The organism is Streptomyces sirii (genome assembly GCF_045690365.1).
GTDB classification, from domain to species: domain Bacteria; phylum Actinomycetota; class Actinomycetes; order Streptomycetales; family Streptomycetaceae; genus Streptomyces; species Streptomyces sirii.
Window position 1 is genome coordinate 8,289,783 of sequence record NZ_CP147982.1, and the last position, 23,791, is coordinate 8,313,573.

The window sequence follows — 23,791 nt, forward strand, 5'->3', positions numbered from 1 at the left end:
AACCGATCGGTCAGGCGCGTCGGAATCCGCCCCCCGGCTCGTCCTCTCCCGTCAGCCGGCGGGCCGCTGCAGCACCAGCTCCCTGAGCACGTCCTCCATCGTCACCAGTCCGGCCAGCCGCCCGTCGTCGCCGATCACCGCGGCCAGATGCGTACGCGATCCGCGCATCGCCGTCAGCACGTCGTCCAGCGGCGTCGCGGCCTTGACGCGGGCGATCGGGCGCAGCGCGGCGACCGGGAACGGCAGTCGGCGCGGGGAGGCGTCCAGGGCATCCTTGACGTGCAGATAGCCCAGGATGCGACGGGTGTCGTCGAGGACCGGGAAGCGCGAGAAGCCGGAGTCGGCGGCCAACTGCTCCAGCTCCTCGGGGGTGGTCCCGATCCGCGCGGAGACGACTCTTTCGGCCGGCAGGACCACGTCCCTGACCGGGCGGCGGCCCAGCTCCAGGGCGTCCCGCAGCCGCTCCCGGGCGCGCTCGTCGAGCAGCCCGGCCTGCTGGGAGTCCTCGACCATCTTCGCGAGCTGGTCGTCCGAGAAGGTCGCGGTCACCTCGTCCCTGGTCTCCACCCGCAGCAGCTTGAGCAGCCCGTTGGCGAGCGCGTTGACGCCGAAGATCACCGGTCGCAGCGCCCGGGTGAGCGCGATCAGCGGCGGTCCCAGGATCAGCGCGGTGCGCACCGGCTCGGCCAGTGCGACGTTCTTCGGCACCATCTCGCCGAAGAGCATGTGCAGGTACGTGGCCAGCGACAACGCGATCACGAACGAGATCGGGTGGATCAGCGTGTGCGAGATCCCCACGGCCTGGAAGACCGGTTCGAGGAGGTGCGCGATGGCCGGCTCGGCGACCGCGCCCAGCACCAGCGTGCACAGCGTGATGCCCAGCTGAGCGGCCGCCAGCAGGGCCGAGACGTGCTGCAGCCCCCACAGCACGCTCGCCGCCCGGCGGTCACCGCGCTCGGCGTACGGCTCGATCTGGCTGCGGCGCACCGAGATCAGGCCGAACTCGGCACCCACGAAGAAGGCGTTGACGACCAGCGTCAGCAGACCCACGAAGAGCTGGAGCGCGGTCATCGTCCGCCTCCCGTCTCCCGCTCGGCGCTGCTGCCGGGCGGCGGGGCGTGCAACAGCACCCGCGCCGCCCGATGGCCGGAGGCGTCCAGTACGTCCATCGACCAGCCGGCCACCTCCAGGCGGTCGCCGGTGACCGGTATCCGGCCCAGCTCGCTGGCGATCAGGCCGGCGAGGGTCTCGTAAGGGCCCTCCGGCAGCCGTAGGCCGATCCGCTCCAGCTGGTCGGTGCGCGCCGCGCCGTCGGCCTGATAGACCTCGCGGCCCTCGGCGTCGGTGCCGGCCGGTGCGAGGTCGGGGGTCTCCATCGGGTCGTGTTCGTCGCGGACCTCGCCGACCACCTCCTCGACGATGTCCTCCAGGGTCGCCACGCCGGCCGTGCCGCCGTACTCGTCGATGACCACCGCCATCGTGCGCTTGCCGGAGAGCCGGTCCAGCAGCCGGTCCACGGTCAGCGTCGTGGGGACCAGCAGCGGTTCGCGCAGCAGCTCGGACACCGGATGGCGGGGGCGGTGCTCGGCCGGGATGGTCAGCACGTCCTTGATGTGCGCCACCCCGACGACGCTGTCCAGGCTGCCGCGGTAGACGGGGAACCTCGACAGGCCGGTCGCCCGGGTGGCGTTGGCGACGTCCTCCGCGGTGGACTGCACGTCCAGCGCCATCACCTGCACGCGCGGCGTCATGACGTTCTCCGCGGTCAGATCGGGGAGGTTGAGGGTGCGGACGAACAGCTCCGCGGTGTCGGCCTCCAGCGCGCCCTCCCTCGCGGAGTGCCGGGCCAGCGCCACCAGTTCCTGCGGGCCCCGCGCCGAGGCGAGTTCCTCGGCGGGTTCCAGGCCCATCCGGCGGACCATGTGGTTCGCGGTGTTGTTGAGGTGCCTGATGAACGGCTTGAACGTGGCGCTGAAGCCGCGCTGGGCCGTGGCGACGTTCTTGGCGATGGCCAGCGGACTGGAGATGGCCCAGTTCTTGGGGACCAGCTCACCGACGACCATCAGGACGACCGTGGAGATCGCCGTACCGAGCACCAGGGCCAGCGACTGTGCGGCCGAGCGCGGCAGCCCCATCGCGTCCAGCGGACCCGCCAGCAGGGTGGCGATCGCCGGTTTGGACAGCATGCCGATGACCAGGCCGGTGACCGTGATGCCGAGCTGGGCGCCGGAGAGCTGGAAGGTCAGACCGCGGACCGCTTTCAGCGCGCTGTCCGCGCCCCGCTCGCCGCGCTCGGCGGCGCGTTCGAGCTCGCTGCGTTCCACGGTCGTCAGCGAGAACTCGGCCGCGACGAAGACACCACAGGCCAGGGTCAGGAGGAGCGCCACGCCCAACAGGAGCAGGTCGGTCATCGAGTCACCTCCGTCCCATGATCGAACACGATCGGGAGGTTTGCGCAATATCGCCGGGTTGCTCGACAACTGGGAGGCTCGCCCATGGTTGGACGCTCACACACCTTTCACTGGAGTAGCGGAACCACCATGGTAAAGGCTTGGCAAAGGTGATGGTGACGGAGGAGCCCGCCCCGCAGGCCGGGACGGGCTCCGGCATTCCTCCGGTGGGGGTGGGCGCCGGGCGTGCCGACGGCAACGCTCCCCGGCGATCCGGCGGCCCGTCTTGGCCGGGCCCGCCCCCTCAGGCCAGCGGCTTCGTCCATCGTCGCCAGTGATCCTCACGCCGGTACCCCGCCGCGGCCCAGGCGTGGTGGGCCGGCTCGTTCGCCTCCAGCACCATGGCGTCACCGCGGCGCCCGCCCAGCGCCACAAAGCGCTCCTCGGCGGCATCCAGGAGGGCCCTGGAGAGGCCCTGCCGGCGCCGGGACGGGTGCACGGCGAGTCGGTACAGCGAGGCCCGCCAGCCGTCCCAGCCGGCGATCACCGTTCCGACCAGGACTCCGTCCGACTCGGCCAGGAGCAGCGCACCGGGGTCCCGTTGGACCAGGCGCGTCACCCCGGCGACGTCGTCGCTGATGCTGGTCCCCTCGGCGGCGGTCTTCCAGAAGTCGAGCACGGCCCCCGCGTCCGCGGGAACGGCCGGGCGAATATCTATGTCGATCACGGTATCGAGCCAAGCACCAGCCCGCCCCGGTCCGCCAGTGGTTTCCCGGGGCACCCGCTCCGATACGGCGCTGCCCCCAGGCCCGGAGCCGGACCTGGAGGCGAGGACGGGCGAGTTCCGCGGCCCCTCAGACGGCGCCGCCGGTGCGCGGCGCCGGTTCACTGCTGTCGAGCAGGGTGAGGTCGATGCGGCAGAGATGGGCCCGTTCGATCGTCTCGCCGATCACACCGCCGGTCACGATGTGGCCGAGGAGGCCGGTACTGCCGCTCTGCTGCTGCTCGGGTACCTGGCAGTGGCGGTTGCCCTCCGCGTAGTGGCTCGCGCGGTGCGAGGTGGCCGGGCTCGGCTTGGCGGCCCAAGCGCCGCCCATGGACACACAGCCGGCCGCCATGACGGCCGTGAGCACCGTGGCGACATGTCTCTTCGTCAGCATTGTTTCTACCTTCCCCGGTCGGGACAGCAAGGCTGCGCGGTTCCGCAGCGCCGCCGGAAGGTCTTCCACTGCGCTGCCCGGGGAGAGCGCATCGCTCCCGGAATCCGCCCTTTCGGCGCATGGAGCGGTGGCCGGCCGGCGAACCCGACCGACCACGGCCCCAGGGCGTCAGCTGCCCGCCAGCTCTTCCAGCACCGGTGCGAAGGCCTCCAGGAACGGGTCCAGGACGGTGATGTAGGAGAAGCCGAAGCGCTCACGGCGCTCCCGCAGTTGCTCGGCCATCTGCCGGGGCGTGCCGATCAGCAGCGTCGGCACGTCCAGCGCCTGCTCCTCGATCGGCCCGAACACCGAAGACCACAGGGCCCGTTGCCCGGTGAACACCGCCCTACCGGCCCGGACCGGGCTCGGGCTGATCGTGACCCGGCTGCGGGCGCATGCGCTGGACGACGTACCCGGCGGCGGCGACGGCCAGGAGCAGCGCGACCGTGCCGAGGGTGAAGGTCTCGAAGGCGAAGCGGGAGACGCCCCAGGTCGCCCGGAAGTCGTACGGAATGCCGACGAGCGCCTCCAGGGTGCCGGGAAACAGCGCCACCCACGCGCCGAGCAGGATCCACGCGTAGACGAGCAGGTTCGCGAGGGTGAAGCCCGGGGTTCCGAAGGGGACCCGGTAGGGGCGGGGCACCTCGCCGTGGCGCAGCCGCAGCGCCAGCAGCGCGGGGATCACGGCGATATAGGAGAGCAGCAGTGTGGTGATCGCGACGGTCAGCACCACTCCGAAGATCGCCGAGGCGTCCCCGCTCGCCAGGTTCATCGCCGCGGCCATGAACACGGTGGCGGTGACACCCGACAGCAGGTTCATCCGGACCGGGGTGCCCAGCCGGGGATGGAAGACGCCCAGGGCCCGGCTGAAGAACCCGCCGTCGGCGGCGGCCATCGCCTGCATCCGGTCGGCGACGATCATCCAGGCGCTGCCCTGCGTCACCAGCGCCACCGCGAACAGCACGGCGACGAAGGACAGCAGCGGCCCGCGCCAGCTCCCGTAGATCCCGAAGACCAGCCGCGCGGCATCCATGAAGCCGCCGACGCCGGTGACCTGCCCGGCCGGGGCGACACAGACGATGGCCAGGATCGGCAGCAGATAGCAGCAGGTGGCGATGGCCCCGGACAGCGCGATCGCGACCGGCACATCGTGCTGCGGATCGAGCATCTCGTCCCCCGCCGCATTGGGCGCCTCGAACCCCACGAACGCGAACAGCAGGACCGGCACCAGCGCCAGGAACCCGGCGCCGCTGGGGGAGAAGACGGCGCTCTCCAGTCCCCGGAAGCCGTGCTGGACGCCGTACGCCACCGCCGTCGCGGTGAAGAACGCCAGCGCCAGGACCTTGGCGCCCGCACCGGCCGTGGTGATCCACTTGCCGCGGCGCAGCGAGACCACCGCGGTGAGAATGGCGACCCAGATGAACACCAGCTTGAAGGCGTAGTCGGCCACCGTCCCCGAGCCGAGCGGGAAGACGAAGCCGTTCCAGGCCTCCGCCGCCACGAAGACCAGCGAGCCGCCCAGCCACACCGGATTGGTGACCCAATAGAACATGGTGGTCAGCGCGGCCGCCAGCCGCCCGAACGCCACCTCCACCCAGACGTACGGGCCGCCCTCCTGCGGGAACGCGGCCCCGGTCTCGGCGAACATCAGGGCGTACGGCAGCAGGAACGCCACCGCGATGACGGCGATCCAGGTGACCGCCTGGCCGCCGCCGGAGGCGATCTGCCCGATCACATCGAAGGAGATCACGGCGGCGACGCCCATCGCCATGATGTCGAAGCGGCGCAGACTGCGCTTCAGATGCGGGACGGGTGCGGGGACGGACACTGCGGTGGTCCTCCTGAGGGCCGAGCGGTCGCGGGCGGTCCGGTCAGTCGTCCGACGGATCACATCGTGCGGCATTCGCTCCGGCAGCATCGGCAGCGGCGCGCGGGCGCACGGCACGCGGGCGCCTGGCACACGAGCCACCCGGCTCCGCGCCCGGGACCGGCGGCGATGCTTGCCGGTGCTAGCGGATGCGCGCTAGCGTGGAGGGGTGGCGAAGACACAGCTGAACGTCCGGGTGGACGAGGCCACCGCCGAAGCGGCGCGGGAGCGCGCCCTGCAGCGGGGAGTGAGCATGAACCGCTATATCGAGGAGCTCGTCCTCAAGGACGCCGGCGAGGTCGGCCAGACCTTCGTCGAGGCCGCCTCGGACTTCATGAAGCAGTACGAACGGGTCTTCGCCGAGGAATTCGGCCTGGAAACCCGCGGTGCCCCTGGCCGTACGGCCCCCGCCGACAGCCACGAAGGGCTGCCGGGCACCACGTGAACCTGCGCATCGACCTCGCCTGGCTCCTGCTCATCGCCGAACACCACACCCCCGGAGACCCCCAGGTCACCGACTGGGGCGCCCTGGTGGCCGCGGTCAGCCGGCACGAAGCCGAGATATTCGGCGTGCCGGTGTATCCCGAGCCGCATGATCGCGCGGCCTGTCTGCTCCAACTCCTGCTCCAGGTACCGGCGTTGGAGCGCTCGAACGCGATGTTCGCGACCGCCGTCGCGTATGGATACCTCGTCGCCAGCGGCCTGAAGATCGCCACCTCCCCGGAACAGGTCCGCGACCTGGCCCGCCTGGTGAAGGACGGCACGGCGGATGTCCATGCGATCGCGGAGGAACTGCGGGCTTGGACCGTATAGCTGCGCTTGGGCTTGTTTCCCACGTTTTCGGCTTTCCCGCCGTGGGGGTTCGCGTGGTTCGCCTGCGGCGGGCCCGTCCGCTGCGCTTTGCTGCGGCCGACGTGTTCGACTTACGCGCCGTGGCGCCTGCGGCGGGCTGTTGCCGCTGCGCGGGGCTGTTCGGCTGCCGGTGACGGGCCGGAGGGGTAGGGGTGTGGGACTGCTGCGCTTTACGTCCCACACCCCTACCCCTCCGGCCCGCCCCCTCCCGTTGAGGGTGGGAAAAGACCGGTGGGGTTGAACGTCAGCCTTCGTGTGCCGGTAGCCGACGGATCAGGCCCGCCCCCACCGGCCTCTTCCCCCCACCCACGGGAGGGGACAGACCGTAGGACGGAGTCCGTAGGGCTGTCACCGCACCCGACAACCCACGCCCGCCGCAGGCGAAACGGCGAACAACCACCACGGCGCCGCAGCCGACAAACCACACCCGCCGCAGGCGAAACGGCGAGAAACCACCACGGCGGGAAAGCCGACAACGTGGGAAGCAGGCCAAGCGCAGCAACGTGGGAGCCGCTTAGGGTCGACGAGACCCGCTGAGCGTCGGGGACAACCACCCCGGTGCCGCCGCGCGGAACGCGTCCGGGGGGAGCGTGCCGGAGCCCTCGGGGATGACGCCGAGCAGGGGGGCGCCCGCGGCGTCGGGGAGGTCCTCCAGGTTGCAGCGGGACGCCAGATCGGGCTCGGACGGCCAGCTGCCGACGACGACGCCGGGGCAGTCGAGCCCGTGGGTGCGCAGCGCCAGCGCGGTGAGGGCGGTGGTGTTCAGGGTGCCCAGACCGGCCTGGACGACCACCAGGACGGGGGCCTGCGCCAGGCGAGCGGCGTCGGCCAGCGTGTTGCCGTCCGCGTCGAAGCGTACGAGCAGCCCGCCCGCGCCCTCGACCAGCACCAGGTCGTGCGAGGCGTCCAACTTCGCGACGGCCTCGGCGATCTCGTGCGGTCGCACCGGCGGCAGACCGGCCCGCAGCGCGGCTGTCCCGGGCGCCAACGGCTCGGGATAGCGGGCGAGTTCGACGGTGGTGACCCGACCGGCCAGCCGCTCGACGTCCGCCACATCGCCGGCCTCGCCCGCCGCGACGCCGGTCTGGGCGGGCTTGAGCACCGCCACCGAACGGCCCGCGGCGATCGCGGCCGCGGCGATCGCGGCCGTGGTCACGGTCTTGCCGATCTCCGTGCCGGTGCCCGACACGAACAGCACTGACATCTCTGGATTTCCTCTCAGCCCTCGCGCGCCGCCGCGCACACCGCGGCGCAGATGCGCGCCACATCGTCGTCACCGGTGATGTACGGCGGCATGGTGTAGATCAGATCGCGGAACGGGCGCAGCCAGACGCCCTCCCGGACCGCCGCCCGGGTCGCGGCCGCCATGTCCACCGCGTGGTCGAGCTGGACGACGCCGATCGCGCCGAGTACGCGTACCTCGCGCACCCCGGGGACGCTCTCCGCCGCCGCCAGTCCGTGCCGCAGCCCGGCCTCGATCCGCTTGACCTCCTGCGCCCAGTCCTGGGACAGCAGCAGCTCGATCGAGGCGTCGGCGACGGCCGCGGCCAGCGGATTGCCCATGAAGGTGGGGCCGTGCGCCAGCACCGGCAGTTCGCCGCGCGAGATGCCGTCCGCGACGGCCGCCGTGCACAACGTCGCGGCCAGGGTGAGATACCCGCCGGTCAGCGCCTTGCCGACGCACATCACGTCGGGCGAGACGCCCGCGTGGTCCGCGGCGAAGAGGGCGCCCGTACGCCCGAAGCCGGTGGCGATCTCGTCGAACACGAGCAGGACGCCGTGCGCGTCGCAGGCCTCCCGCAGCACCCGCAGATACTCGGGGGAGTGGAAGGACATTCCGCCCGCTCCCTGCACCACGGGCTCCACGATCACCGCGGCCAGCTCCTCGGCGTGCCGGCCGATCAGCTGGCGGAGGTGGTCCGCGTACGCCTCGTCGGGGGCGGCGTCGAAGCCGGCCGGCGGCGCGTCCGCGAAGACCTGCCGCGGCAGCGCGCCCTGCCACAGCTCGTGCATGCCACCCTCCGGGTCGCATACCGACATCGGCTGCCAGGTGTCGCCGTGATAGCCGCCCCGCCAGGTCAACAGGCGTTGTTTGCGGGGCTTTCCGAGCGAGCGCCAGTACTGCAGGCACATCTTGACGGCGACCTCGACGGACACCGAACCGGAGTCGGCGAGGAAGACGTGCCGAAGCGGCTCCGGGGTGATGTCGACCAGCCGCTTGGCCAGCCGCACGGCGGGCTCGTGGGTGAGCCCGCCGAACATCACATGACTCATCCGCTCCAGCTGGCCGCGTGCGGCGTCGTTGAGCACCGGGTGGTTGTGGCCGTGCACCGCCGACCACCAGGAGGACATCCCGTCGACCAACTCGTCCCGGCCCTCGGCCGGTTCGGCCAGTCGCAGCCGGACGCCGGACGCCGACTCGACCAGCAGCGGCGCGGCCCGGCCGGGCATCGGCCCGTACGGATGCCACACGTGCTGCCGGTCGAGTGCGAGCAGTTCGCGGGGAGCGAGCGGCTCAGGCATTGGGCGGCAGGTCGGTACCGGCACCGCGGCGGCGCACCGCCACCAGGTCGCGGCGGTTCTCGTCGGACGGCGCGGGGACGGTCGTGGCGGGTGCCTCGGCGTCGGCTTCGGCGTCCGCGGTCTGCGCCGGCTCCGCGCCGTCGTCTCCGTGCTGCCGGCGGTGCTCGGGCAGCGTCGTGGTGTCCGCGCCCTCGACCTCGAACCCGGCGTCCTCGATCATCGCCAGATCGTCCTTGCCGGCCTGACCCTCACTGGTCAGGTAGTCGCCGAGGAAGATGGAGTTGACCAGGTGCAGGGCCAGCGGCTGCAGGGTGCGCAGATGGACCTCGCGGCCGCCGGCCAGCCGCACCTCGATGTCCGGGCAGACGAACCGGACCATCGCCAGGATGCGCAGCGCACGCTGCGGGGTGAGGTTCCACTCCTTGGCGAGCGGGGTGCCCTCGAAGGGGATCAGGAAGTTCACCGGGACGGAGTCGGGGTCCAGTTCACGGAGCGCGAAGACCACATCGACGAGGTCGGCGTCGCTCTCACCCATGCCGGCGATCAGCCCGGAGCAGGCGGACATGCCCGCCGCCTGGGCCTGCTGGACGGTGGAGACCCGGTCGGAGAAGTCGTGTGTGGTGCAGATGTCGCCGTAGGTGGCTTCTGAGGTGTTGAGGTTGTGGTTGTACGCATCGGCGCCCGCCGAGCGCAGCCGGCCGGCCTGGCCGTCGGAGAGCAGCCCCAGGCAGGCACACACCTCCACGCCCTCGTTCTGCTCCTTGATCGCGGAGATGGTCTCCGAGACCCGGTCCACGTCCCGGTCGGTGGGGCCGCGCCCACTGGCCACCAGGCAGACCCGCTTGGCGCCGCCGGCCACTCCGGCTGCGGCCGCCTTGGAGGCCTCATCGGGCTTGAGCCAGGTGTACTTGAGGATCTCGGCCTTCGACCCCAGTCGCTGGGAGCAGTACGAGCAGTCCTCGGGGCACAGGCCCGACTTGAGGTTGACCAGATAGTTGAGCTTGACCCGCCGCCCGAACCACTGGCGGCGCACCTTTCCGGCCGCGGCCACGACATCGAGCAGTTCGTCATCGGAAGTCGCCAGCACGGCCAGCGCCTCTTCGCGGGTCGGCAACTCGCGCCGCAGTCCCTTGTCCACCAATGCGTTCAGCAGGTCCATGGCGTTGATCCTGACGTACGCCACCGCCCTCGGCCAAGGAGGATTCCCACAACGAGCGGCGATCGGGGTGTGTGTATCGCCACACTGTGTGCGTGCGGAACGACCGCTAACGTCTATCGACAGCCCACAATCGAGGCCGAACGACTAAGGACGCCGATGCCGCAGGACTCCGCCCCGCCGCTGCTCCGCGAAGCCCCGCCCGCGCCCCGCGCCGGGCACTCGTCCGCACCGTCCGGCAAGGGGTACCACACGGCCTTCGACTGGATCGACGCGGCACGCGCCGAGCGTCAACGGGCCGGACTCGTCCGCACCCTGCGCCCGCGGCCCGCCGACTCCCCGCTGCTCGATCTGGCCAGTAACGACTACCTCGGACTCGCCCGCCACCCCGAGGTCACCCACGGCGCGGCCGAGGCCGCGCACCGCTGGGGCGCGGGCGCGACCGGCTCGCGCCTGGTCACCGGCAGCACCGAGCTGCATGCCCTGCTGGAGGCGGAACTCGCCGCGTTCTGCGGCTTCGAGGCCGCTTTGGTGCTGTCGTCCGGCTATGCGGCGAATCTCGCCGCCGTCACCGCACTCACCGCTCCCGGCACCCTGGTCGTCTCCGACGCGGGCAACCACGCCTCCCTCATCGACGGCTGCCGCCTCTCCCGGGCCCGTACCGAAGTCGCCCCGCACGCCGATCCCGAGGCCGTACGCGCCGCGCTGACCGGCCACGACGGCCGGGCGCTGGCCGTCACCGACTCGGTGTTCTCGGTCGACGGCGATGCCGCGCCGCTGCCCGCGCTCGCCGAGGCCTGCCGGACCAGGGGCGCCGCGCTGCTCGTCGACGACGCACACGGCCTGGGTGTCCTCGGTGACGGGGGCCGCGGCGCGCTGTCGGCGGCCGGACTGGCCGGTGACGGCGATGTGGTGGCCACGGTGACCCTCTCCAAGTCGCTCGGCTCGCAGGGCGGTGCGGTGCTCGGCCCCGCCCGGGTGATCGAGCACCTGGTCAACACCGCCCGCTCGTTCATCTTCGACACCGGCCTCGCCCCGGCGGCGGCCGGCGGTGCGCTCGCCGCGCTACGGCTGCTGCGCCGCGAACCGCAGCGTGCCGCTCGCGCCGGACAGGTCGCCCGCGAGCTGCACGACCGGCTCACCGCGGCGGGCCTGGCGGCCGTGCGCCCGGACGCCGCGGTGGTCTCGGTGCGCGCCCCGTCGCCGGAGGCCGCGGTCGGCTGGGCCGCCGACTGCCGTGCCGCCGGCCTCGCGGTCGGCTGCTTCCGGCCGCCGTCCGTACCCGACGGGATCTCCCGGCTGCGGCTCACGGCCCGGGCAGATCTGACGGATGCTCAGATCGATCGGGCGGTCGGGACGATCGTGGCCACGGCGCCTACGGGCTGAGGCGGCCGGACCGACAGCTTCCGCGGGCCTCGTCACAGGGGTCCCACGCGCCCCAAATCCGGTCTCCCGTGGCAGAGTTCACCGCATTGAGCGACAGAAATCTGTATAAGTTGGTGGATCGAGCACCACACCGGCAGCATGGGTGGCAGTCTGGCGCACAGCAGAAGTCCGAGGCCGAATCGGTGTCCCGAGCGGCATCCCCACATCCTGGTCAGCGGACCGGAGCCGGCCTCGGTGGGAAAGGGACGGCGTCGCGATGGCAGACCACCAAGAATCGTCACTCACCCTGCCGAGCGCCCCGGACTCGGTCGTCCTCGCCCGCCGGCACACCCTGGCGGTGCTCGCCGAATGGGGACTCGCCGCCGGGACCGAAGCCGCCGACTCCGTCCGGCTGATCGTCTCCGAACTCGCGACCAACGCCGTCCAGCACACCTTCGGCCAGTCCCCGACGTTCACCGTCGAGCTGCGGCTCGACCGGGACGAGGTGTTGCGGGTCGGCGTCACCGACAGCCATCCACGCCGGCCGCGCCGGCTGCCCGCCGCGGTCCAGCAGGACAACGGCCGGGGCATGGTCATCATCCGCTGCCTCGCCGCGGAGGCCGGCGGCCGACTCTCGGTCGTCCCCACCGAGTCCGGCGGCAAGACGGTGTGGATCACGATGCCGTGGCAGGTCACGGCCCGCTGACGGCCGCTGCGCTGCACTGCAGGAACCTTTCGCTGCGGGCTGCGGGCTGCGGGCTGCGGGCTGCGGGCTGCGGGCTGCGGGCTGCGGGGCCCTCCGCCACGGTCAGGCCAGCAGCGCGGCGGCCTGCCGGCGCGCCTGGTGCAGCCAGGCCGCGCGGGTCTCCTCGGTCGAGTCGGTGACGGTACGGAAGACGAACCGGCGCACGTCGGTGACGCCCACGTACGGCAGTACGCATGCCGCCCAGATCCGTTGCAACGGGTCGCCGAACTCGCTCTCCTCGCGGTCGGCGGGGGTGTCGGAGGTGTTCAGGACGAGGGCCCGGCGGGCGTGCAGCAGCCCCGCGGGCTCTCCCCCCGCGGTGCCCAGTTTGTAGGCGACGCCGGGTGCGAGTACCCGCTGCACCCAGCCCGTGAGGACCGCGGGCGGCATGCCCCACCAGTTCGGATGGATGAACACCAGGGAGTCGAGGGTGGCCACCTCCGCTCGATGCAGCGACACCTGCGCGTCCTGGGAGGACGGCGCCGACCGGACCGTCTCCGTCTCCTCGGCGGAGAGCGGCGGTGCGAAACCCTCCGCGCAGAGGTCGTGCGCGAGCACCTCGCACCCGCGGTCGCCCAGCTCCGCCACGACGGCGTCGAAGAGTGCGTGGTTGAAGCTGCCTGGGCGAGGGTGGGCAAGGTACACACCGATACGCATGGTTCGTCCCCCGGTCGAGATGAGCGGTCATCGGCCGCCGATCCGTGGGGGCGCCGCCGCCTCCGCGCCCATTCGGCCGAGCGTCATTATCCGTGAGTGGGCGCACGGGTGGGCGGTTTTCGGGATCATGCCGGTCGCTCGGCCGTCTCACCGGCGCCGGTCGCGCACCGGGGCAAGCCTTACGGGGCGGCGGAGTGGCGGCTGAAGGCTCCGTGCAGCAGGGCGCGCAAGGTGTCCGCGGCGGGGGTGCCGCCGCCGGGGCGGTAGGCCACCGAGATCCGGCGGCGCAGCTCCGGCGGGTCCAGCCGGCGGACGCCCAGCGGGGTCATCGAGCCCTCCGCCATCATCTCCGGGACCACCGCCACCCCGAGTCCCGCGCTCACCAGCGCACACACCACCGCATAGCTCGGTGACTCGCAGCGCACCGCCACACTCGCCCCGGCGGCCGCCAGCGCCGCCTCCACCTCGCGCCGGTTGGGATTCGCCGGGGCCATGCTGACCAGCGGCTGACCGGCCAGCTCGGTCAGCGGCAGCCGTCCGGAGCCCGCCGTCAGGGCATGGCCCGGCGCGGTGACCAGTACCAGCTCCTCGGTCAGCAGGGGCTCCAGCAGCACCCCGTCCGGCGGCGGCATCGCCGCACCCGGCACATACTCGTGCGTCAGCGCAAGATCGACCTCGCCCAGCGCCACCGCCTCGGTGGCCTGCGGCGGTACGTACTCCGTCACGCTCAGCTCCACATCGGGGTGCGCGCGGCGGAACGAGCTGAGCGCGGGCGGCAGCAGATGGGTGCCCGCCGTCATGAACGTGCCGATCCGCAGTCGCCCGCCGGACAGCCCCGTCAGCACGGACAGCTCGTGCCGGGCCTGCTCCAGCTCGTCGAGCACCCGCCGCGCGCGTACGAGCAGCAGCTCACCGGCCGCCGTCAGCCGCGTCCCGCGATGGTGGCGCACCAGCAGCGCGGCCCCGGCCTCCCGCTCCAGCTTGGCGAGCTGCTGGGAGAGCGCGGGCGCGGTGTAGCCCAGTCGGGCGGCCGCCCGGGTGATCGAACCGGCCTCCGCCACCGCCACCAGCGCGGCCAGCCGCGTGGGGTCGTACATCACCACCTCTTTAGGCCCTCCCAGAAGATTGCCCATACCCATTAAAGGCTCTGGCCGGCCAAGCTGCTCCTATGGACGGACAGCTGATCGCCTTCACCGGAGTCGCCGCGGGCATGGTCACCATGCCGGGCGCGGACTTCGCGGTCGTGGTGCGCAACGCCCTCGACTCGCGCCGGGCGGGGGTGGCGACCGCCGTGGGGGTCGCGGGCGGGCTCTTGGTGCACACCGCGCTGGCGGTCGCCGGGCTCGCCGCGGTGCTGGTCGCCGTGCCCGGACTCTTCGGCGCCGTCCAACTCCTCGGCGGCGGCTATCTGCTGTACCTGGGAGGGCGCGCGCTGATCGCGGCCCGCCGCCCGGGCGCCGCCGACGCGGAGCCGCCGACCGGCCCGGCCGCCGCTGCCGCCGGTGTCGCTCCCTCCGTCGACGGCCGGCCGGCCGCCCTGCTGGGCGCCGCGCAGGGGCTGCGCCAGGGCTTCTTGACCAACGCGCTCAATCCCAAGGCCCCGGTGCTCTTCCTCAGCCTGCTGCCGCAGTTCGTTCCCGCGGGCCAGCCGGCGCTGCCCCGTACGCTGCTGCTGGCCACGATGGTCGTCGTGCTGGCGCTGGTGTGGTTCCCCGCCGTCGCACTGCTCGTCGACCGGCTGGGCACCTGGCTGCGCCGCCCGCGGGTCGCCCGCGTCCTGGAAGCCGTCACCGGCGCACTGCTCAGCGCCCTGGGCGGCATCCTGCTCGTCGAGCTGCTGCTCGGCTGAGGGGAGTCCGTCGGTCCCGGGGGAAGGCGTGCGCGGGCCCGGCCGCGGCCCGCGTGTGCCGGCCGCAGCTCAGCCGCGGCCGCCGTAACAGGGCAGCACCGTCACCGATCCGTCCGCGGGCGGGAGCCTCCCCCGCACCGCGGCCGCCAGCAGCTCGCTCAGTTGGCAGGTCGTCACACCGTCAAACTATCGGAGGCCACCGACAATTGATCGGGCGTCAGGCAACGCCCCAGGTCAGCCCACTCGTCCATACGAGACCGTGGAGCTCCAGATCCTCGCCAACCGCACCACGTCGCCGGTCTTGGGCGCATGCCACATCCGGTCGCGGCCCGCGTAGATGCCGACGTGGTAGACCCCGCGGGGCGAGTGGAAGAAGACCAGGTCCCCGCGTCTTCGGAAGGAGGTCGGGATGTGCCGGGTGTGGTTGTACTGCGCGGCGGCGCTGCGTGGCAGGGCCCGGCCGACGCGCTTGAACGAATACAGCGTCAGCCCCGAGCAGTCGAAACGGTACGGCCCCTCGGCGCCGAACTCGTAGGGGGAGCCCTGCTTGGAGGCCGCGACCCGCACCGCATGCGCGGCGACGGACGCGGCCTCGGCGTCGGTGGTCGCCCCCGGGGCGAGGGTGGTGGCGCCGAGGGTGACCATCGTCAGAGCGGAGACGGTGGCGGCGCGGGCCAGCAGTTGCGGCGTGTGCGTGCGCATGGTCATGCGCGAACCCTTCGTCAGCCGCCTGCGAAGGAAGGCCTGTCGGGTTCGGGCAGGCGAAGATGCCCGGCCGTGCGTACGGCTTCACCCCAAGGAGTCCGACGGCCGTCATGGCCCGGACCCCGTCCTGCTTGGGTCCTCCGCTCCCGCCGGTCCACACCGTCGACCGGACATCCGGTACGGCGGCGGGATTAGGCGCCCGTCCGGACCGCCCCGTCGCTGTGGCGGGGTCTTGTCGTCGAAGGGATCGTCACGCACCCACCACCTGAATTCCGAGCTGAAAATGCCGTATGTGAGATGGGTCACATTTGGGCTAAATGGGGTGAATTGTTCCTTCAGGTGGCGGGATGGCTGGTGTCGCGGCCCCGGGACCTGGGGCGAAACATGGGGACCCGAGGAATTCTCTCCGTCCCGCGCAATTCGTCACCTCCTCGTAAACGGCCTGGGCGCTACGCCGTCCGGGCAGGGTGGGTCGGGCGTGTCGGGTCACCGCTCCCCGGGCGGCAGGGTGACCAGTTGGGCCCGGCGCTCGCCGTCCAGGACCCGCAGCGCTCGGGCGAGCGTGTCGTGGTGCAGCTCGCTCTCGCCCCGGTTGTGCATCAGCGTCAGGGCGTCCCGCAGTCCGGCGGCCTTGCCGACGAGCGCCTGCGCGGCCCGCAGGCCGCTGTAGGTGTGGCCGCCGCGGGCCGGGTTGATGCGGCCCAGCAGGTCGAGCACCTCCAGGTAGCGGTCGATCAGTTCGCCCTCGGCACGGGTCAGGGCGGGCAGCGGCGGCGGCTCCGGCGGCAGCATCCGGCTCACCGCGTGACGGGCTGGAGGGCCGACTGCTTGCGGTTGCGGGTGAGCCCGTCGATCAGGCCGTACGCCTGGGCGGCGGGCGCGTCGAAGATCTTGTCGCGCTCGATGTCGGCGGCGATCCGCTCGGGGGTCTGCCCGGTGTGCCGCGCCAGCATCTCCACCAGCATGTCGCGGCTGCGCAGCATCTCCTCCGCCTGGATCTGCAGGTCGGTGGCCTGTCCCTGGATGGGTTCGTGGAGCGAGGGCTGGTGGATCAGTACCCGGGCGCCGGGCAGCGCCAGCCGCTTGCCGGGGGCGCCTGCGGCCAGCAGTACCGCGGCGGCGGACGCGGCCTGCCCCAGGCACACCGTCGCCACGTCGCACGACACGAAGCGCATCGTGTCGTAGATGGCGGTCATCGCGGTGAGGGAGCCGCCGGGGGAGTTGATGTAGAGCGAGATGTCCTGCTCCGGCGCGGCGTGTTCGAGGTGGATGAGCTGCGCCATGACGTCGTTGGCGGAGGCGTCGTCCACCGGGGTGCCCAAGAAGATGATGCGCTCGCTGAGCAGCTTGGAGTACGGGTCCATGGTGCGCGTCCCCTGCGAGGTGCGCTCGGTGAACTCCGGCAGGACATAGCGAGCCGTAGGTCGCAGCATGGCTGCTCCTCTCTTCTGTAAAAAATGTACAGGATGTACATCCCGTTAGAATGGCAGCATGGCCTACGAAATTCCGGTGACGCAAGCCCGAGCGGAGCTCGCCGATCTGATCAACCGCGTCGTCTACGGCGGTGAACGGGTGGTCGTCACCCGGCACGGCAAACCGCTGGTGGCGCTGGTATCCGCCGCTGACCTGCAGCTTCTCGAAGAGCTGGGGCGGCGTGAGCAGGGTGCGGAGGAGGAGCAGGTGATCAGTACGGTCTCCACCGTCCGCCAGCTGCCGTCCGCTCCGGGCGAACGGCGGCGCTTCGGCATCGCCGCAGAACACCGCGACCCGGCCGCCGGGGATCGGCGACCGGGTCGGGAGAGGTGACCGGTCGGTCGGCGCCGACCCGTCTCAGGTGGGCGCTGACCTTATGTCAGGAGGACCGGTTCAGGAGCTGAGCTCCCAGATGGCGTGCGCGATGGCGTCGGTGTTGTTGTCCAGCGCCTTCTCGTCGATGTTCTTCGAGGTGTCGCAGGACTGGTGGTAGCAGGCGTCGAACGCCTTGCCCGCCTCGCCGCCCCAGTTCTTCGCCTGCTCCTCGGTCTTGATGTAGTCCGCGCCGGAGAAGAGGCCGCCGACCGGGACGCCCGCGTCCTTGAAGGAGGCGTGGTCCGACCTGCCGTCGCCCTCGGTCTCCTTCTCGGTGGCGAGGTTCTTGGTGGCGAAGAAGTCCTTGAAGACCTTCTCCAGGCGGGTGTCGTCGTCGTAGACGAAGTAGCCCGGGTTCGGCGAGCCGATCATGTCGAAGTTCAGATACGAGTCGAGCTTCGACTTGCCCGCGCCGAGGGTGTCGACGTAGTGGCGCGAGCCGACCATGCCGTCCTCCTCGTCGCCCCACCAGCCGAACCGCAGGTGCTTGGTGGGCTTGAGGTCCGCCTTGGCGACCGCGAGCGCGACCTCCAGGATTCCGGCCGAACCGGAACCGTTGTCGTTGATGCCGGGGCCCGCGTCGACCGAGTCCAGGTGGGCTCCGGCCATCACGGTCTTGCTCTCGTCGCCGCCGGGCCAGTCGGCGACCAGGTTGTAGCCCTTGGCGCCGTTGTTGTCGAACTCCTGGACCTCGGTGGTGAACCCGGCCTTGTCCAGCTTGCCCTTGACGTAGTCGATGGACGCCTTGTAGCCCGGCTGTCCGTGGGCGCGGTTGCCGCCGTTGGCGTCGGCGATCGACTGCAGTTGGCCCAGGTCGGCCTGGACGGCCTTGACGTCGATGTCGGGGGCGGCCGCCGGCGCGGGGTCGGCGTGGGCGCCGGCCGCGACGAAGAGGGTGGCGGCCAGGGCGGTGGCGGTGCCGGTGGCCAGCGCGACCCGACGTATTCGTACAGAACGAGACACTGTGTGGCTCCGATACTGGTGTGGGGGGTTGGTGCGGAGCGTTTTGACGCGCACATGAGGATCGCGATCACCGCGGAGAACGTCAAGAGCGCATATCGGACAGGTGTGTTCGCGGAGCGGAGTGTGTCTCTTTTGTGCTGATGGTGGGGAATTGGGGGAGTGGCGGGGGGTCTGTTTCGTGCGGTGGTGGCGCCTTCGGGGTGCGGAATTCGCCACTCGATTCCGCGTGCGGTCAAGGGGAGCGTGATCCTTCCCGCGATCGCGGGACAGCGGTTGCCGCGCCGTAACGGGCGCGAAGACCTCGTGTTACACGGGGCGTACGGCGAGGCGCTGACGTGTCCCTGGCTGTAACGTCGCCGAAATCCCGCCGAACTAGCCTCCGGGTGTGGGGCGCTTGATGGCCAAGTGCTGGAAGTCGGTTTGCTCCTCCTTTAAATGCTGCGTGGTACACCTAATTCGTGGGTGTGCTCACGCCCGTGACCTGGGCATACGCGTCCGGGCGGGAAGACTGTGAGGTGGAACGTATGCAACTGACCCCGCATGAACAGGAACGCCTGATGATTCATGTGGCGGCAGACGTGGCTGAAAAGCGCCGTTCTCGGGGGTTGAAACTCAACCACCCGGAGTCGATCGCGCTGCTGACCGTGCACATCCTCGAAGGGGCCCGGGACGGCCGCACCGTCGCCGAGCTGATGTCCTCCGGCCGCAAGGTCCTCACCCGCGACGAGGTGATGGAGGGCGTGCCCGAGATGATCCACGATGTGCAGGTCGAGGCCACCTTCCCGGACGGCACCAAGCTCGTCACCGTTCACGAACCCATCAACTGACGGCGGGAGCACAGCAGATGATCCCGGGACAGATCCTCCACGCCGATGAGCCGGTGCGCCTCAACGAAGGCCTCCCCCTCACCCGCCTGACGGTTCTCAACGCGGCCGACCGCCCCGTGCAGGTCGGCTCCCACTACCACTTCGCCGAGGCCAACCCCGGCCTCGACTTCGACCGCGTGGCCGCGCACGGCAAGCGGCTGAACGTCGCGGCCGGCTCCGCCGTGCGCTTCGAGCCCGGCATTCCCACCGAGGTCGAACTCGTGCCCATCGGTGGCAAGCGGATCGTCGAGGGCCTTCGGGGCGAGACCGGAGGCACTCTCGATGGCTGAACTGACCCGCCGGGCGTACGCCGATCTCTTCGGCCCGACCGCCGGCGACCGGATCCGGCTGGCCGACACCGACCTGGTCATCGAGATCACCGAGGACCGTTCGGGCGGACCCGGACGGGCCGGCGACGAGGCGGTCTTCGGCGGCGGCAAGGTGATCCGCGAGTCGATGGGCCAGTCCCGCGCCACCCGCGCCGAGGGCACCCCCGACACCGTGATCACCGGGGCCGTCGTGCTCGACCACTGGGGCATCGTCAAGGCCGACGTCGGCATCCGCGACGGCAGGATCGTCGCGCTCGGCAAGGCCGGCAACCCCGACACGATGGACGGAGTCCACCCCGACCTCGTCATCGGCCCCGAGACCGAGGTCATCGCCGGCAACGGCAAGATCCTCACGGCCGGCGCCATCGACACCCACGTCCACTTCATCTGTCCCCAGCAGGCGGACGAGGCGCTGGCCTCCGGCGTCACCACGATGGTCGGCGGCGGCACCGGGCCGGCCGAGGGGAGCAAGGCCACCACCATCACCCCGGGCGCCTGGCACATTGCCCGGATGTTCGAGTCGATGGACTCCCTGCCCGTCAACGTCGGGCTGCTCGGCAAGGGCAACACCACGTCCCTGGCCTCGATGCGCGACCAGCTGCGGGCCGGCATCCTCGGATTCAAGATCCACGAGGACTGGGGGGCCACCCCGGCCGTCATCGACGCCTGTCTGAACATCTGCGAGGAGAGCGGCGCCCAGCTCGCGATCCACACCGACACCCTCAACGAGGCCGGATTCCTCGGCGACACCCTCGCCGCCATCGCCGGCCGCTCGATCCACGCCTTCCACGTCGAAGGCGCCGGCGGCGGCCACGCCCCCGACATGATCGCCATGGTGTCCGAGCCGAACGTGCTGCCCGCGTCCACCAACCCCACCCGGCCGCACACCGTCAACACCGTCGAGGAGCACCTCGACATGCTGATGGTCTGCCACCACCTCAACCCCGCCGTCCCCGAGGACCTGGCCTTCGCCGAATCCCGGATCCGGCCCTCCACCATCGCGGCCGAGGACATCCTGCACGACCTGGGCGCCATCTCGATCATGTCCTCCGACGCCCAGGCCATGGGCCGGATCGGCGAGGTCGTGATGCGTACCTGGCAGACCGCGCATGTGATGAAGCGGCGCCGTGGCGCCCTGCCCGGCGACGGTGGCGCGGACAACCACCGGGCCCGCCGCTATGTCGCCAAGTACACCATCAACGCGGCCATCGCCCAGGGCATCGACCATCTCGTCGGCTCCGTCGAGGACGGCAAGCTCGCCGACCTCGTGCTGTGGGACCCGGCGTTCTTCGGCGTCAAGCCGCAGCTCGTCATCAAGGGCGGCCAGATCGCCTATGCGCAGATGGGCGACGCCAACGCCTCCATCCCCACCCCGCAGCCGATCCTGCCCCGCCCGATGTTCGGCGCCACCGGCCGGGCCCCGGGCAGCAACTCGGTCAACTTCGTCTCCCAACAGGCGATCGAGGACGGCATCTCCGAGCGCCTCGCGCTGGCCAAGCCGTACGAGGCGATCCGCAGCACCCGGGGCGTGACCAAGGCGGACATGCGCAACAACGACGCCCTGCCGCGCGTCCATGTCGACCCCGACCGCTTCACGGTGACCATCGACGGCGAAGTGGTCGAACCCGCTCCCGCCGCCGAACTCCCCATGACCCAGCGGTACTTCCTCTTCTGAGCGCCGCCATGAACGCACCAGGAGAGCACACCCGCAACACACCGGAGCGGCGCCGATGAGCCGGGCGGCGCTGCTGGTCCTCGCCGACGGACGGTTCCCGGCCGGTGGGCACGCCCACTCGGGCGGCGCCGAACCGGCCGTCACGGCGGGACGCATCAAGGACGCCGCGAGCCTGGAGAGCTTCTGCCGGGGGCGGCTGCACACCGCGGGCCTGGTCGCGGCGGCGCTGTCCGCCGCGGCCGCCGCGGGACACGATCCGCTCGCGCTGGACGACGCGGCCGACGCCCGGACACCGGTGCCCGCGCTGCGGACCACCGCCCGCAAGCTGGGGCGGCAGATGATGCGGGCCGCCCGCGCCACCTGGCCGTCACCCGAACTGGACGCGCTGGCCGCGGCCCGGCCGCGGGGCGCCCACCAGCCCGTCGTGCTCGGGCTGGCCGCGCGGTCGGCGGGGCTGGAGCCGCTGGACGCCGCGTACGCGGTGGCGTACGAGAACGTCAGCGGCCCGGCCACCGCGGCCGTCCGGCTGTTGAGCCTGGACCCCTTCGACGCCACCGCGGTGCTCGCCCACCTGGCCGCCGACCTCGATCAGGTCGCCGGCCGGGCGGCCGAGGCGGCACGGCGGGTGCCCACCGAAGGGGTCGACGCGCTGCCCGCCGCCTCCGCGCCCCTGCTGGACATCACCGCCCAGCAGCACGCCGCCTGGCCGGTACGCCTCTTCGCCTCCTGACCACCACGCGCCACAACAGACCCTGCCCCCGACCCCTCACCAAGCCCCGGAGCCCGTATGCACCTCGACCACAAGGACACCTTCCCCGAGCGGTACACCTACAGTGCCGCCGACCCGGTACGCGCCGACGGAACGCGCCGCGCCCTGCGCCTCGGCCTGGGCGGTCCGGTGGGCACCGGCAAGACCGCCACCGTCGCCGCGCTGTGCCGCGCGCTGCGCGACGAGTTGTCCATCGCCGTCGTGACCAACGACATCTACACCCGCGAGGATGCCGAGTTCCTGCTCCGTGAGGCGGTGCTGCCCGCCGAGCGCATCACGGCCGTCGAGACCGGCGCCTGCCCGCACACCGCGATCCGCGACGACATCTCCGCCAACCTCGAAGCCGTCGAGGACCTGGAGGAGGCGTTCGGCCCGCTCGGCGGCCTCGATCTCGTACTGGTCGAATCCGGCGGCGACAATCTCACCGCCACCTTCTCCAAGGGCCTGGTCGACGCCCAGATCTTCGTCATCGACGTGGCCGGCGGCGACGACATCCCCCGCAAGGGAGGCCCCGGCGTCACCACCGCCGATCTCCTCGTCATCAACAAGACCGACCTCGCGCCCTACGTCGGCGTCGACCTGGAAGGCATGGCTCGCGACGCCAAGGCCCAGCGTGGCGAACTGCCCGTCGCTTTCACGGCACTGAAGACGCCGAACGGCGTCAAGCCGGTATCGGACTGGGTCCGCGCCCGGCTGGCGGAGTGGACCGCGGGCCCGGCATGACCCTCGCGCTCCCGAAGCAGGCGCTGCCGCCGCAGCCCACCGCGGTCCCGGCGGCCGGCCTGCGCGCCACCGCCCGGATCGTCGCGCGCTCCGACGACGGGTCGGGCACCACCCGGCTGCCGGTCCTCGACGGCGACGGCCCGCTCGCGCTGCGCCGTATCCGCGCACACGGCGACCAGGCCCGGGTCTGCGTCGTCGGCGCCATGAGCGCACCGCTCGGCGGCGACCGGCTGCGCATCGAGGCCACGGCCGAGGCGGGCAGCGCACTGCACATCACGGCCGCCGCGGCGACCGTCGCGCTGCCCGGCCGCACCGGCGAACCGGCCACCTACGACGTGCACCTGACGGTGGGCGACGGCGCACGGCTCGACTGGCTGCCCGAGCCGCTGATCTCCGCCGCGGGCAGCGATCTGCGGATGACCACGACCGTCGAACTGGCCCCCACCGCACGCCTGGTGCTCCGTGAGGAGCAGGTCCTGGGACGCAGCGGCGAGCAGACCGGGACGTTGCGCAGCCGGCTCACCGTGCGCCGGGCCGGCCGTACCCTGCTCGACCAGGAGACCGCGTACGGGCCCGGGGTCCCCGGCTGGGACACCCCGGCCGTACTGGGCGGCCACCGGGCCGTCGGTCAACTCCTGGTGGTGGACCGGCAGGAGGAGTCCGGGCCGCCCGAGGTACGGCTCCTCGGGGCGGAGGCGGGTGAGCGGTCCGCCGACGGCGCGGGCCAGGGGGTCCTGGCGCCGCTCGCCGGTGACGCGGTGCTGGCCACGGCCCTCGCCCCGGACGCACTACGGCTGCGGCGCCTGCTGGACGAGGCCGCCCGCGGCGCCGCCGCCGGGTGAGGCTCACACCTCCAGGTCGGCCTCCAGCCGCGCGAGGCGGTGGCGGGCCAGCGCGAGATTGGCGCGCTTGCGGTCCAGCACCAGATAGAGGAAGAGGCCGCTGCCGCTCTTGCCGGTGACCGGACGGATGATGTGGTACTGCGCGGTCAGGGTGATGAGCATGTCCTCGATGGAGCCCTGGAGTTCCAGCATCTCCATGGTGCGCATCTTCGCGCGGACGACGTCGGTGTTGCCGGCCGCGGCGATATTGAGGTCCAGGGCCAGGTTGTCGCCGAGCGTGGCCAGCGCCATACCGCTGGTGTAGTCGACCAGGGCGACGCCTATGGCGCCTTCGATGGTCGACATGGCATCGGCGAGGGCGGATTCCATCTGAGCCATGAGGGGAGTGACCTTTCCGTTCTTTGAAGGTGTTGCTGCGTTGTGCGTGGTGAGTTGTTTGCTTGTTGCGTGGTGCGTGCCGGGTTGGGT

At 71.7% G+C, this 23,791-nt stretch carries 28 protein-coding genes and 1 riboswitch; of the genes, 12 read left to right on the plus strand and 16 right to left on the minus strand.

All coding sequences use genetic code 11. The features are described 5' to 3' along the window. Positions 1 to 51: 51 nt before the first annotated feature. The 6 genes from WAB15_RS36760 to WAB15_RS36785 form a co-directional block, all read right to left on the minus strand. Entirely contained in the window at positions 52 to 1,071 is a 1,020-nt protein-coding gene (locus WAB15_RS36760; RefSeq protein ID WP_399147251.1) for a hemolysin family protein, read from the minus strand. Beyond that, a complete protein-coding gene (locus WAB15_RS36765; protein ID WP_407288954.1) occupies positions 1,068 to 2,411 on the minus strand; it encodes a hemolysin family protein in 1,344 nt (447 codons plus the stop codon). Before WAB15_RS36765 ends, WAB15_RS36760 begins: the two co-directional genes overlap by 4 nt. A gap of 283 nt (positions 2,412 to 2,694) precedes the next feature. Then, complete coding sequence (locus tag WAB15_RS36770; protein WP_407288955.1) at positions 2,695 to 3,117, minus strand: GNAT family N-acetyltransferase; 423 nt, start codon at positions 3,115 to 3,117, stop codon at positions 2,695 to 2,697. 127 nt (positions 3,118 to 3,244) lie between these two features. Then, complete coding sequence (locus WAB15_RS36775) at positions 3,245 to 3,550, minus strand: hypothetical protein (RefSeq protein ID WP_399147248.1); 306 nt, start codon at positions 3,548 to 3,550, stop codon at positions 3,245 to 3,247. A 168-nt stretch (positions 3,551 to 3,718) separates the two neighbouring features. After that, a complete protein-coding gene (locus tag WAB15_RS36780) occupies positions 3,719 to 3,931 on the minus strand; it encodes a hypothetical protein (RefSeq protein WP_407288956.1) in 213 nt (70 codons plus the stop codon). Positions 3,932 to 3,935: 4 nt separating this feature from the next. Further along, positions 3,936 to 5,417: an APC family permease gene (locus tag WAB15_RS36785; protein ID WP_407288957.1), complete on the minus strand. Its 1,482-nt coding sequence runs from the start codon at positions 5,415 to 5,417 to the stop codon at positions 3,936 to 3,938. A gap of 208 nt (positions 5,418 to 5,625) precedes the next feature. Here WAB15_RS36785 and WAB15_RS36790 point away from each other — a divergent pair, with 208 nt between their 5' ends. Both WAB15_RS36790 and WAB15_RS36795 read left to right on the plus strand, forming a co-directional pair. After that, a complete protein-coding gene (locus WAB15_RS36790; RefSeq protein ID WP_393490776.1) occupies positions 5,626 to 5,901 on the plus strand; it encodes a toxin-antitoxin system HicB family antitoxin in 276 nt (91 codons plus the stop codon). Then, positions 5,898 to 6,269, plus strand: a complete 372-nt coding sequence (locus tag WAB15_RS36795; RefSeq protein ID WP_407288958.1) for a fic family toxin-antitoxin system, toxin component — start codon at positions 5,898 to 5,900, stop codon at positions 6,267 to 6,269. Before WAB15_RS36790 ends, WAB15_RS36795 begins: the two co-directional genes overlap by 4 nt. Positions 6,270 to 6,822: 553 nt before the next feature. On the opposite strand, the gene bioD is transcribed toward WAB15_RS36795, so the two are convergent. Genes bioD through bioB form a run of 3 tightly spaced genes read right to left on the minus strand, consistent with a single transcriptional unit; the run spans position 6,823 to position 9,990 of the window. Continuing rightward, positions 6,823 to 7,512, minus strand: coding sequence for a dethiobiotin synthase (gene bioD, locus WAB15_RS36800; protein ID WP_407288959.1), 690 nt, complete (start codon positions 7,510 to 7,512; stop codon positions 6,823 to 6,825). A 14-nt stretch (positions 7,513 to 7,526) separates the two neighbouring features. Beyond that, the gene (locus WAB15_RS36805; protein WP_407288960.1) at positions 7,527 to 8,831 is read right to left on the minus strand and encodes an adenosylmethionine--8-amino-7-oxononanoate transaminase; all 1,305 of its coding nucleotides are present in this window, start codon (positions 8,829 to 8,831) and stop codon (positions 7,527 to 7,529) included. Next, a complete protein-coding gene (gene bioB, locus WAB15_RS36810; protein WP_407288961.1) occupies positions 8,824 to 9,990 on the minus strand; it encodes a biotin synthase BioB in 1,167 nt (388 codons plus the stop codon). Before bioB ends, WAB15_RS36805 begins: the two co-directional genes overlap by 8 nt. A 156-nt stretch (positions 9,991 to 10,146) precedes the next feature. On the opposite strand from bioB, the gene WAB15_RS36815 reads away from it, so the two are divergent. Continuing rightward, complete coding sequence (locus WAB15_RS36815; RefSeq protein ID WP_399151159.1) at positions 10,147 to 11,373, plus strand: 8-amino-7-oxononanoate synthase; 1,227 nt, start codon at positions 10,147 to 10,149, stop codon at positions 11,371 to 11,373. 256 nt (positions 11,374 to 11,629) lie between these two features. After that, entirely contained in the window at positions 11,630 to 12,058 is a 429-nt protein-coding gene (locus WAB15_RS36820; protein WP_399151158.1) for an ATP-binding protein, read from the plus strand. 102 nt (positions 12,059 to 12,160) lie between these two features. On the opposite strand, the gene WAB15_RS36825 is transcribed toward WAB15_RS36820, so the two are convergent. Together WAB15_RS36825 and WAB15_RS36830 are read right to left on the minus strand one after the other, a co-directional pair. Continuing rightward, positions 12,161 to 12,754, minus strand: coding sequence for an NAD(P)H-dependent oxidoreductase (locus WAB15_RS36825; protein ID WP_407288962.1), 594 nt, complete (start codon positions 12,752 to 12,754; stop codon positions 12,161 to 12,163). 179 nt (positions 12,755 to 12,933) lie between these two features. Beyond that, on the minus strand, positions 12,934 to 13,851 hold the full coding sequence (locus tag WAB15_RS36830; RefSeq protein WP_407288963.1) for a LysR family transcriptional regulator: 918 nt from the start codon (positions 13,849 to 13,851) through the stop codon (positions 12,934 to 12,936). 71 nt (positions 13,852 to 13,922) lie between these two features. Here WAB15_RS36830 and WAB15_RS36835 point away from each other — a divergent pair, with 71 nt between their 5' ends. Then, the gene (locus WAB15_RS36835; protein ID WP_407288964.1) at positions 13,923 to 14,603 is read left to right on the plus strand and encodes a LysE family translocator; all 681 of its coding nucleotides are present in this window, start codon (positions 13,923 to 13,925) and stop codon (positions 14,601 to 14,603) included. A gap of 234 nt (positions 14,604 to 14,837) precedes the next feature. Here WAB15_RS36835 and WAB15_RS36840 read toward each other — a convergent pair whose 3' ends face one another. The 3 genes from WAB15_RS36840 to WAB15_RS36850 all read right to left on the minus strand — a co-directional run bounded on the left by WAB15_RS36840 (position 14,838) and on the right by WAB15_RS36850 (position 16,741). Next, positions 14,838 to 15,311 carry a C40 family peptidase gene (locus tag WAB15_RS36840; protein ID WP_399151154.1) on the minus strand — a complete coding sequence of 158 codons (474 nt, stop codon included), beginning with the start codon at positions 15,309 to 15,311 and terminating at the stop codon, positions 14,838 to 14,840. A gap of 4 nt (positions 15,312 to 15,315) precedes the next feature. Beyond that, a riboswitch (cyclic di-AMP (ydaO/yuaA leader) is annotated at positions 15,316 to 15,516 on the minus strand. Positions 15,517 to 15,794: 278 nt separating this feature from the next. Continuing rightward, positions 15,795 to 16,100, minus strand: a complete 306-nt coding sequence (locus WAB15_RS36845; protein WP_399151153.1) for a hypothetical protein — start codon at positions 16,098 to 16,100, stop codon at positions 15,795 to 15,797. Between the two features lie 5 nt (positions 16,101 to 16,105). Further along, positions 16,106 to 16,741, minus strand: a complete 636-nt coding sequence (locus WAB15_RS36850; RefSeq protein ID WP_399151152.1) for an ATP-dependent Clp protease proteolytic subunit — start codon at positions 16,739 to 16,741, stop codon at positions 16,106 to 16,108. Between the two features lie 58 nt (positions 16,742 to 16,799). Between WAB15_RS36850 and WAB15_RS36855 the strand changes: the two genes are divergently transcribed. Then, positions 16,800 to 17,114, plus strand: a complete 315-nt coding sequence (locus tag WAB15_RS36855; protein ID WP_393500857.1) for a type II toxin-antitoxin system Phd/YefM family antitoxin — start codon at positions 16,800 to 16,802, stop codon at positions 17,112 to 17,114. A gap of 60 nt (positions 17,115 to 17,174) precedes the next feature. On the opposite strand, the gene WAB15_RS36860 is transcribed toward WAB15_RS36855, so the two are convergent. Beyond that, positions 17,175 to 18,119, minus strand: coding sequence for a M28 family metallopeptidase (locus tag WAB15_RS36860; RefSeq protein WP_399148083.1), 945 nt, complete (start codon positions 18,117 to 18,119; stop codon positions 17,175 to 17,177). Between the two features lie 524 nt (positions 18,120 to 18,643). Here WAB15_RS36860 and WAB15_RS36865 point away from each other — a divergent pair. From WAB15_RS36865 to WAB15_RS36890, 6 genes are read left to right on the plus strand one after another with little or no spacing between them, the layout of a single operon-like run. Continuing rightward, entirely contained in the window at positions 18,644 to 18,946 is a 303-nt protein-coding gene (locus tag WAB15_RS36865; protein WP_360957481.1) for an urease subunit gamma, read from the plus strand. Between the two features lie 17 nt (positions 18,947 to 18,963). Then, positions 18,964 to 19,275 carry an urease subunit beta gene (locus WAB15_RS36870; protein ID WP_399148084.1) on the plus strand — a complete coding sequence of 104 codons (312 nt, stop codon included), beginning with the start codon at positions 18,964 to 18,966 and terminating at the stop codon, positions 19,273 to 19,275. Beyond that, positions 19,268 to 20,989, plus strand: a complete 1,722-nt coding sequence (locus WAB15_RS36875; RefSeq protein WP_407288965.1) for an urease subunit alpha — start codon at positions 19,268 to 19,270, stop codon at positions 20,987 to 20,989. Before WAB15_RS36870 ends, WAB15_RS36875 begins: the two co-directional genes overlap by 8 nt. Before the next feature lie 55 nt (positions 20,990 to 21,044). Continuing rightward, a complete protein-coding gene (locus WAB15_RS36880) occupies positions 21,045 to 21,719 on the plus strand; it encodes an urease accessory protein UreF (RefSeq protein WP_407288966.1) in 675 nt (224 codons plus the stop codon). A gap of 57 nt (positions 21,720 to 21,776) precedes the next feature. Further along, positions 21,777 to 22,481, plus strand: coding sequence for an urease accessory protein UreG (ureG, locus tag WAB15_RS36885; RefSeq protein ID WP_399148087.1), 705 nt, complete (start codon positions 21,777 to 21,779; stop codon positions 22,479 to 22,481). Then, the gene (locus tag WAB15_RS36890; protein WP_407288967.1) at positions 22,478 to 23,323 is read left to right on the plus strand and encodes an urease accessory protein UreD; all 846 of its coding nucleotides are present in this window, start codon (positions 22,478 to 22,480) and stop codon (positions 23,321 to 23,323) included. Before ureG ends, WAB15_RS36890 begins: the two co-directional genes overlap by 4 nt. A 3-nt stretch (positions 23,324 to 23,326) precedes the next feature. On the opposite strand, the gene WAB15_RS36895 is transcribed toward WAB15_RS36890, so the two are convergent. Beyond that, entirely contained in the window at positions 23,327 to 23,701 is a 375-nt protein-coding gene (locus WAB15_RS36895; RefSeq protein WP_393500838.1) for a hypothetical protein, read from the minus strand. Positions 23,702 to 23,791 lie beyond the last annotated feature (90 nt).